This window comes from Streptomyces sp. NPDC059524, from assembly GCF_042749255.1.
Taxonomy (GTDB): domain Bacteria; phylum Actinomycetota; class Actinomycetes; order Streptomycetales; family Streptomycetaceae; genus Streptomyces; species Streptomyces xanthii.
In genome coordinates this window covers 9,114-22,421 of the sequence record NZ_JBHYTK010000007.1, presented here as the reverse complement: position 1 = coordinate 22,421, position 13,308 = coordinate 9,114, and the positions used below count along the sequence as shown (strand labels likewise).

The 13,308-nt window shown below is 70.8% G+C and carries 12 protein-coding genes; 8 read left to right on the top strand and 4 right to left on the bottom strand.

Translation table 11 applies throughout. The features are described 5' to 3' along the window. Nucleotides 1-36 precede the first annotated feature (36 nt). Nucleotides 37-459, bottom strand: coding sequence for a hypothetical protein (locus tag ACFW9D_RS03190; protein WP_384617131.1), 423 nt, complete (start codon nt 457-459; stop codon nt 37-39). 159 nt (nt 460-618) lie between these two features. Between ACFW9D_RS03190 and ACFW9D_RS03185 the strand changes: the two genes are divergently transcribed. After that, complete coding sequence (locus tag ACFW9D_RS03185) at nt 619-3,666, top strand: CHAT domain-containing protein (protein ID WP_384617128.1); 3,048 nt, start codon at nt 619-621, stop codon at nt 3,664-3,666. Between the two features lie 36 nt (nt 3,667-3,702). On the opposite strand, the gene ACFW9D_RS03180 is transcribed toward ACFW9D_RS03185, so the two are convergent. Together ACFW9D_RS03180 and ACFW9D_RS03175 are read right to left on the bottom strand one after the other, a co-directional pair. Continuing rightward, nucleotides 3,703-4,110 carry an FKBP-type peptidyl-prolyl cis-trans isomerase gene (locus tag ACFW9D_RS03180; protein WP_384617125.1) on the bottom strand — a complete coding sequence of 136 codons (408 nt, stop codon included), beginning with the start codon at nt 4,108-4,110 and terminating at the stop codon, nt 3,703-3,705. A gap of 55 nt (nt 4,111-4,165) precedes the next feature. After that, a complete protein-coding gene (locus ACFW9D_RS03175) occupies nt 4,166-4,819 on the bottom strand; it encodes a DUF1326 domain-containing protein (protein ID WP_384617122.1) in 654 nt (217 codons plus the stop codon). A gap of 219 nt (nt 4,820-5,038) precedes the next feature. Here ACFW9D_RS03175 and ACFW9D_RS03170 point away from each other — a divergent pair, with 219 nt between their 5' ends. From ACFW9D_RS03170 to ACFW9D_RS03145, 6 genes are all read left to right on the top strand, one after another. Beyond that, the gene (locus tag ACFW9D_RS03170; RefSeq protein ID WP_188335308.1) at nt 5,039-5,851 is read left to right on the top strand and encodes a DUF2182 domain-containing protein; all 813 of its coding nucleotides are present in this window, start codon (nt 5,039-5,041) and stop codon (nt 5,849-5,851) included. Nucleotides 5,852-5,995: 144 nt separating this feature from the next. Next, on the top strand, nt 5,996-6,943 hold the full coding sequence (locus tag ACFW9D_RS03165; RefSeq protein WP_384617119.1) for an ABC transporter substrate-binding protein: 948 nt from the start codon (nt 5,996-5,998) through the stop codon (nt 6,941-6,943). A gap of 2 nt (nt 6,944-6,945) precedes the next feature. Beyond that, on the top strand, nt 6,946-7,911 hold the full coding sequence (locus tag ACFW9D_RS03160) for an amino acid ABC transporter permease (RefSeq protein ID WP_384617116.1): 966 nt from the start codon (nt 6,946-6,948) through the stop codon (nt 7,909-7,911). An 8-nt stretch (nt 7,912-7,919) separates the two neighbouring features. Then, nucleotides 7,920-8,672 (top strand): amino acid ABC transporter ATP-binding protein, encoded by a 753-nt coding sequence (locus tag ACFW9D_RS03155; protein ID WP_384617271.1) that lies wholly within the window; start codon nt 7,920-7,922, stop codon nt 8,670-8,672. Next, nucleotides 8,669-9,883, top strand: coding sequence for a M20 family metallopeptidase (locus ACFW9D_RS03150; protein ID WP_384617113.1), 1,215 nt, complete (start codon nt 8,669-8,671; stop codon nt 9,881-9,883). Before ACFW9D_RS03155 ends, ACFW9D_RS03150 begins: the two co-directional genes overlap by 4 nt. Nucleotides 9,884-10,045: 162 nt before the next feature. Next, the gene (locus ACFW9D_RS03145) at nt 10,046-10,918 is read left to right on the top strand and encodes a MurR/RpiR family transcriptional regulator (RefSeq protein ID WP_384617110.1); all 873 of its coding nucleotides are present in this window, start codon (nt 10,046-10,048) and stop codon (nt 10,916-10,918) included. A gap of 70 nt (nt 10,919-10,988) precedes the next feature. Here ACFW9D_RS03145 and thpR read toward each other — a convergent pair whose 3' ends face one another. After that, nucleotides 10,989-11,585, bottom strand: a complete 597-nt coding sequence (gene thpR / locus ACFW9D_RS03140; protein ID WP_384617107.1) for an RNA 2',3'-cyclic phosphodiesterase — start codon at nt 11,583-11,585, stop codon at nt 10,989-10,991. A gap of 275 nt (nt 11,586-11,860) precedes the next feature. Between thpR and ACFW9D_RS03135 the strand changes: the two genes are divergently transcribed. Then, nucleotides 11,861-13,165 (top strand): phosphatidylserine/phosphatidylglycerophosphate/cardiolipin synthase family protein, encoded by a 1,305-nt coding sequence (locus ACFW9D_RS03135; protein WP_384617105.1) that lies wholly within the window; start codon nt 11,861-11,863, stop codon nt 13,163-13,165. The last annotated feature ends 143 nt before the right edge of the window (nt 13,166-13,308 follow it).

The following is a 13,308-nucleotide window of genomic DNA, read 5'->3' as shown; positions in this document are numbered from 1 at the left end:
TGGCGGCCTTTGCGGCGCGGGGCCGCGCGGGCTCTGTTAGACCGGCGCCCGGGCGTGTGGGGGGGCCCGCCCCCGGCCGCCGCGCGCGACCGCCGCCCCCCCCGCGCAGGTGGGCGCCTGGGCGGTCTCGTCCGGAGTGACCACCCGGTCGCAGCGCCCGAGCGGGCACGTCCAGCCCACGACACCACGGACATCGGCCAGCCCCGGCGGCAAGCTCGTCATGTCCACAGGCCCGATGCCGCTCCGGCTGGTGAGACCCGCCAGGCCCTGCCGGGCGCAGGCGCGCTCGACCGCGTCCAGCAGCGTCCTCACGAGCCCCTCGTCGGGATCCGCGTCGCTCGCGAGCTGTCCGAGCAGATCGCGGAGCTCGGCCTCGCCCCCGCCGTCCCGGACTGTCGTCCGCAGCGACGGCCATCGGCTGAGCTGGTCGCACAACGACCCCACGCGCTCACGTGTCATCGCGTCCATGTCTTCCTCACTGTCCCCCGGGAGCCGAAGATGCCGAACGCGCCGTGGAGGCACGGCAGGTGACGCTCCGTCGTACTGTTCGCCGATCCGAGAGTAGATCCACGCGGGACGGAGCAGAACCAGAGTCCATCGGTATTCGGAGACGGGGGCATGACGACCGTGGCAGGTGGCTGGTTCCGCACCATGTTCGACAGGTCCCGGGCGCAACGCCCGGGACGGACCGAGGAGTTGGCGAACCGCGCGGTGGACCTGATGGTGGAGCATCAGCGCACCGGCCGCGCCGATGTCCTGGAGGAGGCCGTCGGAGCGGCTCGTGCCGCCCTGGCCGTCACGCCCGACGACCATCCCCATCGGGGCGCCGTGTCGGATATTCTGGCGCTCGCCCTGCTGGGCGTGCACGAACGTACCGGCGACATGGCGGCTCTGGAGGAGGCAGTCGAGGAAGGGCGCCGTGCTCTGGCCACGGTCCCGCGCGACGACCCGCGCCGAGCCGGAGTCGCGAGCAACCACGGGATGACCCTGCGCAGCCTGTTCGAGAGCACGGGGCGGCCCGAAGTCCTCGACGAGGCGATCGAGACCGGACGCCTCGCGGTGGCCGCCGCGGCCGAAGCCGACCCCGACCGGCCGCAGTATCTGGGAAATCTCGCCACGGCGCTGCTGGCACGGTTCGAAAGCACGGGCCGGATCGAAGCGCTGGAGGAGGGCATCGCGACCGGGCGCCGGGCCATGGCGGCAGCCCCTGACGGCAGCCCGTACCGGGCGGCTCTGTCCGCCAACCTGGCGCCCGCGCTGCGGCGTCAGTACGAGTGCACGGGCCGTGTCGAGGTCCTGGAGGAGTCCATCGGGGCCGCGCGGCAGGCGCTCACCGCGGTCGCCCCCGGCGACCCGAAACGCGCCGGAGTCGTGGCCAACCTCGGCATGGCCCTTGTGCGCATGTTCGAGCGCACGGGGCAGACGGCCTTGCTGGAGGAGGCGATCGACGGCGGTCGCCAGGCGCTTCGCGGGACAGCGCACAACAGCCGTCAGGGAGTCGTCGTGCTGAACCTCCTGCACTGCGCGTACCTGAGGCTGTTCGACCGCACGGGAAGCGACGAGGCGCTGGAGGAGGCCATCGAGACGGGCCGCCAGATGCTCGCCGTCATTCCCTCCGGTCATCGGGGTCGCGCCGACCTCCTCGCCAGCCTCGGTGTCGCACAGCGGCTGCTGTTCGAGCGCACGGACCGTGTCGACGTGCTGGTGGAGGCGATCGAGACCGGGCGCAGATCAGTGGCGGACAGCCCCCTCGACCATCCCAACCGCCCGGACAATTACGCCAACCTCAGCAACTCGCTGCTGAGGCTGTTCCAGCGCAACGGCCGTGTCGACGTGCTGGAGGAGTCCATCGAGAAGGGACGTATGGCCGTCGCGGTCAGCCCGCTCGACCAGCCCAAGCGAGCCATGCACCTGTACAGCCTCGGTGCCGCGCTGAACGACCTGTACGACCGCACCGGGTCCGTCGAGGCCCTGCACGAGGCCTGCCGATACTTCGGTGAGGCCGGGGCCGGCGCGACCGGTGAGGCGTTTCTCCGCTACATGGCCCACCGCCGGTTCGCCCAGGCGGCCATCGCCCGGGGGACGCCGGACGCGGCGCTGCGGGCCATCGAGGAGGCCGTCGAACTCCTGACCGCCGTGCTGCCCAGCGATCTGGCGCGCTCCGACCGTGAGCACCGGATCGGCCGGCTGCCCGGTCTGGCCGCGGAGGCGGTGGCCGCCGCGCTCGCCGCCGGCCGGCCCGAGCGTGCCGTGGAACTCCTGGAGCGCACCCGTGGAGTCCTGGCCGCGGACGCCCACAGCGCGCGCGGCCCCGACATGGTCCGGCTGCGTGGGTACGCTCCGCACCTCGCCGACGAACTCGAACGACTGCGCGTCCGGCTCGGCGTGCCGGACGCCCCCACGGCGTCCGTGCCTCTCCCCGACCAGGAGGGCCCACCGGCGACGGTCTGGGAGGCGCGGCGGCAACTGGCCGAGGACCGCCGCGACGCGTACGAGGAATGGCGACGCCTCCTCGACCGGATCCGAGGCCTGCCGGGATTCAGCGGCTTCTTCCAGGCCCCCGGTATCGAGGAACTGGTCCACGACGCGCAGGGTGCGAGGGTCGTGTTCGTCGTCGTGGGTGCCTTGCGGTGCGACGCGTTGATCCTCCCCGAGAGCGCCGGGCAGCCCGTCGAAGTACTGCCGCTCACCTCGCTGACCCAGGACACGGCGATGGAATACACGAACCGGATGTTCGCCGCGGTCAACGCCGCCAACGACCCGGAACTGGACCCGGTCGAGCGGGTCCGGGCCCAGCAGGAGATCTTCTCCGTCCTGGCCTGGATGTGGGACACCATCACGGAACCGGTGCTGACCCACCTGGGGCACGTCGCCAAGCCCGGCCCCGGGGAGGACTGGCCGCGGGTGCGCTGGTGCCCCGTCGGATTCCTGGCCTACCTCCCCCTGCACGCCGCCGGGTATCACGTCGACGACCCCGAGCGGACGGCCGCACCCCGAGCCGTCATGGACCGCGTCGTCTCCTCGTACACCACCACGATCCGCGCCCTCGCCCGACAGCCGGAGACCGGTGGCAGGGCCGCGGTCATCGTCCCCGTCGCGGAGATTCCCGGCGCCGCCCCCCTTCCGGCCGTTCCCGAGGAGACCACCGACATCTCCGCCCTCGTCGCGGACGCCCAGGTGCTCACTCCCACCACCCGCGACGTGGTCCTGCGGGCGCTCCCCGAGTACCGCATCGCGCACTTCGCCTGCCACGGGTCCAGCGGATGGGCCGACCCCGCCCAGAGCTGCCTGCTGCTGAGCGACTACGAAACGGAACCCCTGACGATCAGGGACATCGGCGCGCTGGGACTGAACGCCGACCTCGCCTACCTGTCCGCCTGCTACACCAGCGTCACGTCGCCGTTGCTCGTGGACGAGTCGCTCCACATCACCGGTGCCTTCCAACTGGCCGGCTACCGGCATGTGATCGGCACGCTGTGGCAGGTCACCGATCGCCCGGCCGCCGACCTCGCACGGGACTTCTACACCCACCTCACCGACGGAGGAACGGTCCCGCCGCAGGCGCACCGCACTCCGCAAGCCCTGCACCACGCCGTCCGGAGCCAGCGTGCCCGCTATCCGCACACCCCGACCCTGTGGGCCGCGCACACCCACACCGGCGCGTAGGGTCCGGTTCCGCCGCGGTGCGGCCGTCGGGCAGGGTCAGCCGGCCTTGCTCCACCCCGCCGTTCCCGAGTACACATCGACCAGGTCCACCACGAACACCAGGGTCGAGCCCGGCGGGATCAGGGGAGAGGGGGACTGCTTGCCGTAGCCGAGGCGTGGGGGGACGATGATCTCGCGGCGGCCGCCGAGCCTCATGCCCTTCACGCCGCGGTCCCAGCCCTTGATGACCCGGCCGCTGCCCAGGGCGAACTTGAAGGGCTCGCCCCGGTCCCAGGAGGCGTCGAACTCCTTGCCCGTGGCGAAGGTGACCCCGACGTAGTGGACGCGGACCACCATGCCCGGCTTCACCTCGGGGCCGTCCCCGACGACCAGGTCCCGCACGGTCAGCTCGGTGGGGGCGTCGCCCTCCGGAACGGTGACCTGGGGCTTGGTCGGTTCGCTCATCGTGGCCTCGGCAGTCTCCGTGGGAAGTCTTCGGGGTCACGCTACGCCAGTGCGCTCAGGTGGGTCCCGACCAGTCGAAGGTGATCGTCTTGCTGGACTTGCCGGAACGGTCCCAGGCGAAGCCGAACGCGTCGGCCCGGTCGGTCACGGCGCGGCCCCAGGTGGCGAGCTGGCCGGGGCCGGTCTCGCAGCCGGGGAGGTTCGTCGACTGCACACGGGCGCCTTCAGGGGTGGTCGGCCCCGTGAGCGCCTCGGCGCGGGCTTCGAGTTTCCCGGGGACGACGGCCCGCCAGGTGCCGAGATCCTCGTCGATCTCCACGTCGATCGGCGCGAAGTCCATGCCCCGCACCTCGAACGCGCCCATGGTCACCAGCTGCTCGGGCCAGCTGCCCGCCTGCCCGCTGAAGATCATCTGCAGCGCCTGCCGCTGCCCGTCGTCGGCCCGCTCGTCGAAGATGAACGCGGCGTACGAGTCCGAGTGCTCCGCCCACACATTGCCGACGAAGGAACCGAGCATCACCATGTTCAGGCCGTCCAGCCGGACGTCACCGTAGGCACCCTCGCGGATGTGCCACACCAGGATGCCTTCGCAGTCGCCGCTGGTCGGCGGCTGGGCGAACGAGCACGGGCACGGAATACTGCACTTGCACACGTCGAACCAGTCGCCCGCCAGGCGCCACGCCGGCACCGTCTCTGTCGCCGGGGTCATCGCTCTCACCTCATACAGCCGTGGCCGCGGGGCGTGGGAGCGGAGCGTCGGACCCGGTCATGATCCGTGTTCGTCCGGCCCCCGGCGGCCGGAACGGGTCGATTCGATTCCTTTCCTCCCCTCCATCGTGCGCCTCCGCGGCCGGGGCTTCCAGTGCTCGCGGCGGCTTGCCTTCCCCGGAATCCGTGCTGTGCTGGAAGGGTCCGAGAGGAGTGCGTCATGCATGCCTTTCAGCGACTGGACACGAAGGACGATCCGTTGCGGTCCGGAGTGCTGCTGCCGGTCCGGGACCTCGCCGTGGCCTGGACACTGATCGTCCTCATCGCCGCTCTGGCCTGGGTGCTCACGGTGGGCCAGGCCACGGACATGGGGATCGAGCCCGGCACGATGGGGATGGCGCTGCCGCTGTTCCTGCTGCTGTGGCTGGCCATGATGGCCGCGATGATGCTGCCCTCCGTCGCTCCGGTCGCACTGACCTGGGCCAAGGGCATCGGCCGCCAGTCCGGCGGCGCCGTACGGGCGCTGCGCACCACCGAGTTCCTCTGCGGCTACCTGCTGGTCTGGACGGCGTTCGGCCTCCTCGCCTACGGGGGCCTCGCGCTCACCGGCGACCTGGTCGACCGGGACCCGGACGCCGCGCGGTGGATCGGTGCCGCCGCCTTCGCGCTCGCCGGGCTGTACCAGTGGGGCCCGCTCAAGAACATCTGCCTGCGCCACTGCCGCAGCCCGATGACACAACTGATGCGGTACGCCTCGTACCGGCCGCGCCTGCGTGACCTGCGGGTGGGGCTGCACCACGGCGCGTACTGCCTCGGCTGCTGCTGGGCCCTGATGGTCGTCCTGATCCCGCTCGGCGTCATGAACATCGCGGCGATGGCGGCCGTCGCGGCCCTGATCTTCCTGGAGAAGCTCTGGTCCCGGGGGCCGCAGCTCGCCCGCGTGTCCGGCGTCGCGTTCCTGGTGCTGGCCGTGCTCGCCCCCTTCCAGGACTGGCTGTTGCCCGGTCTGCAGAGCTCGATGATGCCGATGTGAGTCGGTTCGCCCGAAGCCGGCCAGGGCTCACCCGTGCATGTAACGACTATTACATCTAGCAATATGAAGTGTGGATGTGTAACTTCTGGAACGTCGGTGGAGCGGATTCCGCTCGCTTCGGACGTCCGAGAGGGAACGACGTTGATGTACATCTCTGCGCCCCGCGGTGGGGCGACTGCCGTGCTGGTCTGCACGGCTCTGGCGGTGGTCTCCGGCTGTGGAGCGAGCGACACGGGCGGTGGCGAGCCCGACGCCGGGGACAAGGTCACCGGGGTCACGGTCGCGCGGGACCCGGCCCTGCACGAAGCGCTCCCCGAGCAGATCAAGAAGGCGGGCGCCGTACGCGTGGCCGCGGACGTCCCGTACGCCCCGTTCGCCATGTTCGTCAGCGAGGGAAAGAGCGAACTGACCGGCCTGGACTACGACCTCGGCCAAGCCCTGGGAGCCAAGCTCGGCGTCAGGTTCGCCTTCACCCCGACCAAGTTCGACGGCATCGTGCCCGCCCTCCAGGCCGGCAAGTTCGACGTGGCGATGTCCGCGCTGACCGACAACAAGGAGCGGCAGAAGGTCGTCGACTTCGTCGACTACTCGCGCTCCGGATCGGGCATCCTCGTCGCCGAGGGCAACCCGGCGAAGATCAGCACGCTGGACGACCTGTGCGGCCGAAAGGTCGGTGTCCAGGCCGCGACCAACCAGCACAAGCTGCTCGAGGCCCACCAGGCCGGGTGCCGGTCCGCCGGACTGAAGGCAGCCGACATCCAGACCTTCCCCAAGGACTCCGACGCCCAACTCGCCCTGCGCTCCGGCAAGGTGATCGCCGAGGTCGTCACCAAACCCGCCGCCGGCTGGGCGGCGAAGACCGCCGACGGCGGCAAGGCCTTCGATCTGGCCGAGGACCCTGATGCGCCGGCCGGCTACCGCGCCTCGCCCAACGGCATCGCCGTCAGCAGACGGCTCCCGCAATTGACGGACGTGATCCAGCGCGCGCTCCAGGCCCTCATCGACGACGGCACCCTCGGCAGGATCTGCGACAAGTACGGCGTCGCCTCCATCGCCGTGAAGGAAGCCACCAAGAACGCGGCGGTGGACTAGAGATGACCACCACCACCCACGCGGGCACACCCCACACCAGTAAGCCCCCCGCACCCGACACCTTCGAGATCGTTCCCGTCCGCCACTGGGGGCGTGCCCTCTCCGCGGTGGCCGCCGTCGCCGCGCTGGCCGGCCTCATCGGCTCGCTCGCGAAGAACGGGAACCTGCACTGGGACGTCGTCGGCCAATACCTGTTCGCCGGCCTCATCTTCGACGGTCTGGCCACCACGCTGTGGCTGACCGCTGCCGCGATGACCCTCGGCCTCGTCCTCGGCACACTCGTGGCCGTCATGCGGCTCTCCGACAACCCGGTCCTGTACGGCCTGTCATCGCTGTTCGTCTGGGTCTTCCGCGGTACACCGCCGCTCGTGCAGATCATCTTCTGGGGCTACGCCGGAGCCCTCTACCAGCACGTGATGATCGGCATCCCGTTCACCGGCGTCACCTTCTTCCAGGCCGACACCAACACCCTGCTCACCCCGTCCGTCGCGGCCCTGCTCGCGCTCGGCCTGAACGAGGCCGCGTACGCCTCCGAGATCGTCCGGGCCGGGATCCGGTCCGTCGACCCCGGGCAGACCGAGGCCGCCCACTCGCTCGGCATGCGCCCGGCACTCACGATGCGGCGGATCGTGCTGCCCCAGGCGATGCGCGTGATCATTCCGCCGCTGGGCAACGAGACGATCAACATGCTCAAGATGACCGCCCTCGTGTCGGTGATCGCGGCGCACGACCTGATGTCCAACATCCAGGACGTGTACGGGCAGAACTACCAGGTCATCCCGATGCTCGTCGTGGCGTCGCTCTGGTACCTGGCCCTGGTCAGCGTCCTGAGCGTCCCGCAGGCGTGGCTCGAACGCCGCTACGGACGCGGCACGGCCCGAGGCGCCGAGGTATCGCCCCTGCGGCGCCTGTGCGCCGGACCCCTCACCGCTCTGCGCGGCCGTACACAGAAGGAGGCGGGCCTGTGACCGCGCCCATGGTGCACTCGGAAGGCGTGCGCAAACACTTCGGGACTCTCCAGGTTCTCCGGGGCATCGACCTGACGGTCGAACGCGGCCAGGTGTGCTGCCTGTTGGGGCCCTCCGGGTCCGGCAAGTCCACGTTCCTGCGATGCATCAACCATCTGGAGAGGATCGACGGTGGCCGGCTCTCCGTCGACGGCGACCCGGTCGGCCACCGGCCGCAGGGCGCCCGCCTCCACGAACTGCGGGAGCGCGAGGTCGCCGCCCGGAGGCGGGACATCGGCATGGTCTTCCAGCGGTTCAACCTCTTCCCGCACATGACCGCTCTGGAGAACGTCATGGAGGCCCCCGTCAGGGTCGCCGGCGTCACCAGGGGCCAGGCGCGCGACGAGGCGAGGGCTCTCCTCGACCAGGTCGGGCTCGCCGACCGGGAGGGCCACTACCCGGCCGAGCTCTCGGGCGGCCAGCAGCAGCGCGTCGCCATCGCCCGCGCCCTCGCCATGAAACCGAAACTGATGCTGTTCGACGAACCGACATCGGCGCTCGACCCTGAACTCGTCGGCGACGTCCTCGACGTCATGCGCAGGCTCGCGGAGGACGGCATGACCATGGTCGTCGTCACGCACGAGATCGGCTTCGCCCGGGAAGTCGGCGACCTGGCAGTCTTCATGGACGAAGGCGTCGTCGTCGAATCCGGTGACCCCCGGCAGGTGCTGGCCGAACCGGAACAGGAGCGCACCCGCGCCTTCCTGTCGAAGGTCCTGTGAGCGCCCCGCCCCGGCAGCAGCCCCTCGACGAGGTTCTGCTGTCGCTGTCCCGCGCGCACCAGGCCCGTTACCTCGAGGACCTGGCCGAACTCGTCGCGATCGACTCCGGCTCGTACAGTGCCGACGGCGTCAACCGGGTGGCGGACCTGGTCCGCGCCCACCTCGAGCGACTGGACTTCTCCGTGGAACGTGTCGCGCTGCCACCGCACCGAGGACACCGCACCGGCGATCTGCTCATCGGCCGCAAGGAAGGCCGCCTCCCGGTCGCGGACGGGGGCCGCCGACTCCTGCTCGCCGCGCACATGGACACCGTCTTCGACGACGGAGCCGCCGCCGAACGCCCCTTCTCCCTCGACGGATCCCTCGCTCACGGGCCAGGAGTCAGCGACGACAAGGGAGGTCTGGTCGCGGGCCTCGCAGCTCTTGAGATCCTCGCCCGGGCGGGCATCGAGGACTACGACGAACTCGTCTTCCTCGCCACACCCGACGAGGAGATCGGCTCACCCGCCAGCAGACCGTTCATCCGGCGGGCGGCCGAAGGGGTCCACTTCGCCCTGGCCCTCGAATGCGCCCGGGAGAACGGCGATCTGGTCATCGCGCGCAAGGGGGTCGCCGACTTCCGGCTCACCGTCACCGGACGCGCCGCACACGCGGGCATCGAACCCGAACGCGGAGCGAACGCGGCCCTGGCCGCCGCCCATCTCGTCATCGCGATCCAGGCGCTGAACGGCATGTGGGAGGGCGTCACCCTCAACGTGGGCGTCGTGCGCGCGGGCAGCCGCTTCAACATCGTCTGTCCCGAGGCGGAACTCCTCGTCGAGATCCGTTCGGCCACCGAAAGCGGCATGCGCGCCGCCACCGGCGCCTTGAGGCGGGCCGCCGCGCGGCCCGTCGTCCCAGGCACCCACGTCGGCGTCGAGGAACTCATGTCCTGCCCGCCGATGGAGGACACGCCCGCCTCCCGCCGGATGCTCGACACGGCCCAGGACATCGGCGGACGCCTGGGCCTGACCTTCGGTGCCACGGCGACGGGCGGTGTCGGGGACGCCAACACCCTCGCCGGCACCGGGGTCCCGACACTCGACGGTCTGGGACCGGTCGGCGGCGCCGACCACACCCCGGAGGAATGGCTCGACGTCAGCTCGGTCCCGGCCAGGGTCGCCCTGCTCGCCTCCCTCGTCGCCGCCCTGGGTGACAGCCGCGCGACCTGACCCGGCCCCCCTGCCCTCCCGCACCGGTTCACCGCGCCGTTGCCCGGTGCGGGAGCACCCCGGCGTCCCCGGACGCGGCGGCCGGGACCGCGGCGGCGGTGATCGGCATTAGGCTCGGCACGTGGGCCGCCCGCCCGCCGACGACCGAGAGAGGAACCCGCGATGGCCCCTGGCGCACTCGCCGACGTGATCCGGCACAAGCTGGGCGACCTCAGCCCGGCCGAGCGCAAGGTCGCCCGGGTCCTCCTGGTCAACTACCCGTCGGCCGGCTTCGAGACCGTCGCGGTCCTCGCCGACCGGGCGGGCGTCAGCGCCCCCACGGTCATCCGCTTCGCCAACCGTCTCGGCTACCGAGGCTTCCCGGACTTCCAGACCGCCCTGCGCGAGGAACTCGACGAACGCAACGCCTCGCCCCTGTCCCTGTACGAGTCCGCCGACCACACGCGCGCCGACGCGGCGCCGGGCGGCGAGGCGTCCCTGCTCGCACAGGGCAGCACCCTGTTCAGCTCCGCCGTCGCGCAGACGCTCACCGAACTCCCGCCGCACGACCTGGAACAGGCCGTCTCACTCCTGGCCGACGGCAAACGCCGCATCACCCTGGCCGGCGGCCGCTTCACCCATCTCCTCGCCCAGTACCTCGGACTGCACCTCATGCAGTTGCGCGGCGACATCCGGCTCCTGCCCGAGGGCGACGTCGAACGGACCGCGACACTCAGCGCTCTCACCCGCCGGGACGTCCTGGTCGTGTTCGACTACCGCCGCTACGAGCAGGACAAGGTCACGATGGCCGAAATCGCCCTCGAGCAAGGTGCGAAGGTCATCCTGTTCACCGACCGCTGGCTTTCCCCGGTCTCCGCGCACGCCGAGGTCGTACTGCCCAGCCTGGTCACGACACCGTCCCCGTACGACAGCCTCGTGCCGACCCTCGCCGTGGTCGAGACAGTCGTCGCCGGAGTGGTCACGGCACTCGGCGACGCCGCACCCGAACGCCTGCGGCACACCGAGGAGATCGCGGGGCGCCTCGGACTGCAGTGACCCGCTCTGCCGACGGGCGGTACCCGGGTGGCGGTCTGCCCGGTTCAGGTCGTGTCCGGCCGAGCAGGACTCAGGCCAGGAACGTCTGACCGACGACGAGAGGCCAGGCGTCGATGTCCTGATAGCGCCGCGGGCCCGCGTGGCCTCGCACCGTGCTCCCGACCAGATGGAGGCGTTCGGTCCGCCAAGGGCGTCCGGCGAAACCGTCGAGGGAGGCGGCCGCCGCGGTGACGGACGTGGTGTCGGAGCGCCGGGCTCGGGCCAGGGTGAGGTGGGGGCGCAGCGGACGCTCCACGAAGGAGACTCCGCAGTGCCGGACCCGCGCCCGCACCGCCTCGGCCAGCTCGTGCAGCGGGCCGAGATCGCCCGCGATGCCGCTCCACAGCACCCGCTCGTCGAAGTGCCCGCCGCCGACCAGCGACAGTTCGAGAGCGGGCCGCGCGGCCGCCAGGTCGGCGAGGGGCCCGCGAAGCCGCTGAACGACCCGCACCGGCAACTCGCCCAGAAAGGCCAGGGTGATGTGCCAGTCCTCGATGCGGTTCCAGCGCAGGTCGGGACAGGCCGCGTAGGCCGGCCCCAGGGCGCGGGCCAGCTCGTTCTTCGCGTCGTCGGGTGGCGCGAGGGCGATGAACGCGTGCTGGGCGGCGGTCTGCGGTGCTTCGGTCACGGATGCCTTCCTACCTCATACGCCCGCGGACCGTGTTGCGCGCCCCGCACCTGTGAAGGTGCGGGGCGCGCTCGCTCGCTCGGAACGTGAGCGGGTGCTCGCTCTGCCGCAACTTCAGGCCGCCTTCGTGAGTCTCCTGTGTGCCGAGCAGTGGGTCACATCTGGAACGACTTCGGGCAAACGCCGACGGACGGCACCGCATCGACGCACTGTTGATCGAACCGCACGGCAACGCTCAGACTCGTCAGCGTCAACAGCCCAGCGAAAGGCCCGCCATGAAGCGCACACTCACGTTCCTCACCGCGCTGGCCGTCACCGCGCTGTCACCGACCACGGCCCACGCGGCGGTCAAGAAGGCCAAGCCTGCGCTCAGTTGCGAATCCCGCACCTTCACCTCGAGACCGGGCCCGAGCTTCAACGACCCGGAGAACCCCGACGCCCAGATGAACGTCATGGGCCCGATCATCGAATCGATCAACAGCGCCGGTTGCGGGCAGACCATACGCGTCGCCATGTATTCGATAGGCAGCACGCAGCCCGGCCCGGAATTCGCCGACGCCCTGATCGCCGCACACCAGCGTGGCGTCATCGTCAAGGCGCTGATGGACTATCACAGCGACAACGCGATCTGGCAGTCGATGGTCGACGAACTGGGCAACGACCCGCGAGCCTCCAGCTTCGCCGCGCTGTGTCCGGGCGGCTGCCTGACCCACTACTCCGGCTCCGCCCTGCACGCGAAGTACTACATGCTCAGCGGCGGGAGCGACGCGAACAGGACGGTGACTGTCAGCAGTGCCAACCCCACGTCCGCCCAGGCCAGGACCGCGTGGAACAGCGCCTTCACCGTCAAGGGCAACGTCGACCTGTACAACTCCTACGCCCGCTACTTCACCGCCATGGCCAAGGGGGCGCGGGGCGGCCCCGGCCCACTGGTGCCCGACTACTACAGCTCCGCCGGCGGCCAGGCCGCCAGGACACTGTCCCCGCCCTCCTACCAGTGGCCCAAGGCGCGGTCCAAGAGCGACACCTGGGTCGACTTCCTGAACAACGTCAAGGCGCCGGCCACGATCAACATCGCCATGTTCCAGTGGACCTCCCACGGGAAGCCGGGCGACCGGAACTATCTGGAACTGCCGAAGAAGCTGGTGAGACTGGCGCAGAGCGGAGTGAAGATACGCATACTCTTCACCGCCGGCCAGGTGGACAGCAGCGTGCAGACCTACCTGAAGGACCGGCCGAACATCGACGTCCACGACACCACCCGCGGCATCGACGCCAACGGCAACGCGCTGCACTACACGCACGACAAGTACATGATGGTCAGCGGCGGTTACGCGGGTAACGCCAATTCCAGAATCGTCTTCGCCGGCTCCTCGAACTGGACGAGCAACGGCGTCTGGCACAACGACGAGTCGGACCTGAAACTGACCGGCCGGACCAGCTACGACGCGTTCATGACGGACTGGCAGAACCAGTACGCACGCTGCTGCGGGACCGTGTGGCGCCAGTCGACCGCCGAGGAACGCGCCGAGAACCCGGCACTGGAGATCCCGATCGACCCGAGGCAGGCCCAGGAATAGCAATTCCCGGCCCGCAGGGCATCGGGGGGGGGGGGGGGGGCGCACGGGCCGCCGCGCGCCGCGCGGGGGCGGGGGGGCCCGGGCGCGCCGCTCGGCCCGCTCCGCCACGCCCGTGACCGGCGCGGACGCGCCGACGGTGACCG

What these genes read in the sequence shown, in the direction of transcription:
- ACFW9D_RS03190 (WP_384617131.1), bottom strand. Translation starts at nt 459, where the DNA reads ATGACACGTGAGCGCGTGGGGTCGTTGTGCGACCAGCTCAGCCGATGG.
- ACFW9D_RS03185 (WP_384617128.1), top strand. Translation starts at nt 619, where the DNA reads ATGACGACCGTGGCAGGTGGCTGGTTCCGCACCATGTTCGACAGGTCC.
- ACFW9D_RS03180 (WP_384617125.1), bottom strand. Translation starts at nt 4,110, where the DNA reads ATGAGCGAACCGACCAAGCCCCAGGTCACCGTTCCGGAGGGCGACGCC.
- ACFW9D_RS03175 (WP_384617122.1), bottom strand. Translation starts at nt 4,819, where the DNA reads ATGACCCCGGCGACAGAGACGGTGCCGGCGTGGCGCCTGGCGGGCGAC.
- ACFW9D_RS03170 (WP_188335308.1), top strand. Translation starts at nt 5,039, where the DNA reads ATGCATGCCTTTCAGCGACTGGACACGAAGGACGATCCGTTGCGGTCC.
- ACFW9D_RS03165 (WP_384617119.1), top strand. Translation starts at nt 5,996, where the DNA reads ATGTACATCTCTGCGCCCCGCGGTGGGGCGACTGCCGTGCTGGTCTGC.
- ACFW9D_RS03160 (WP_384617116.1), top strand. Translation starts at nt 6,946, where the DNA reads ATGACCACCACCACCCACGCGGGCACACCCCACACCAGTAAGCCCCCC.
- ACFW9D_RS03155 (WP_384617271.1), top strand. Translation starts at nt 7,920, where the DNA reads ATGGTGCACTCGGAAGGCGTGCGCAAACACTTCGGGACTCTCCAGGTT.
- ACFW9D_RS03145 (WP_384617110.1), top strand. Translation starts at nt 10,046, where the DNA reads ATGGCCCCTGGCGCACTCGCCGACGTGATCCGGCACAAGCTGGGCGAC.
- ACFW9D_RS03135 (WP_384617105.1), top strand. Translation starts at nt 11,861, where the DNA reads ATGAAGCGCACACTCACGTTCCTCACCGCGCTGGCCGTCACCGCGCTG.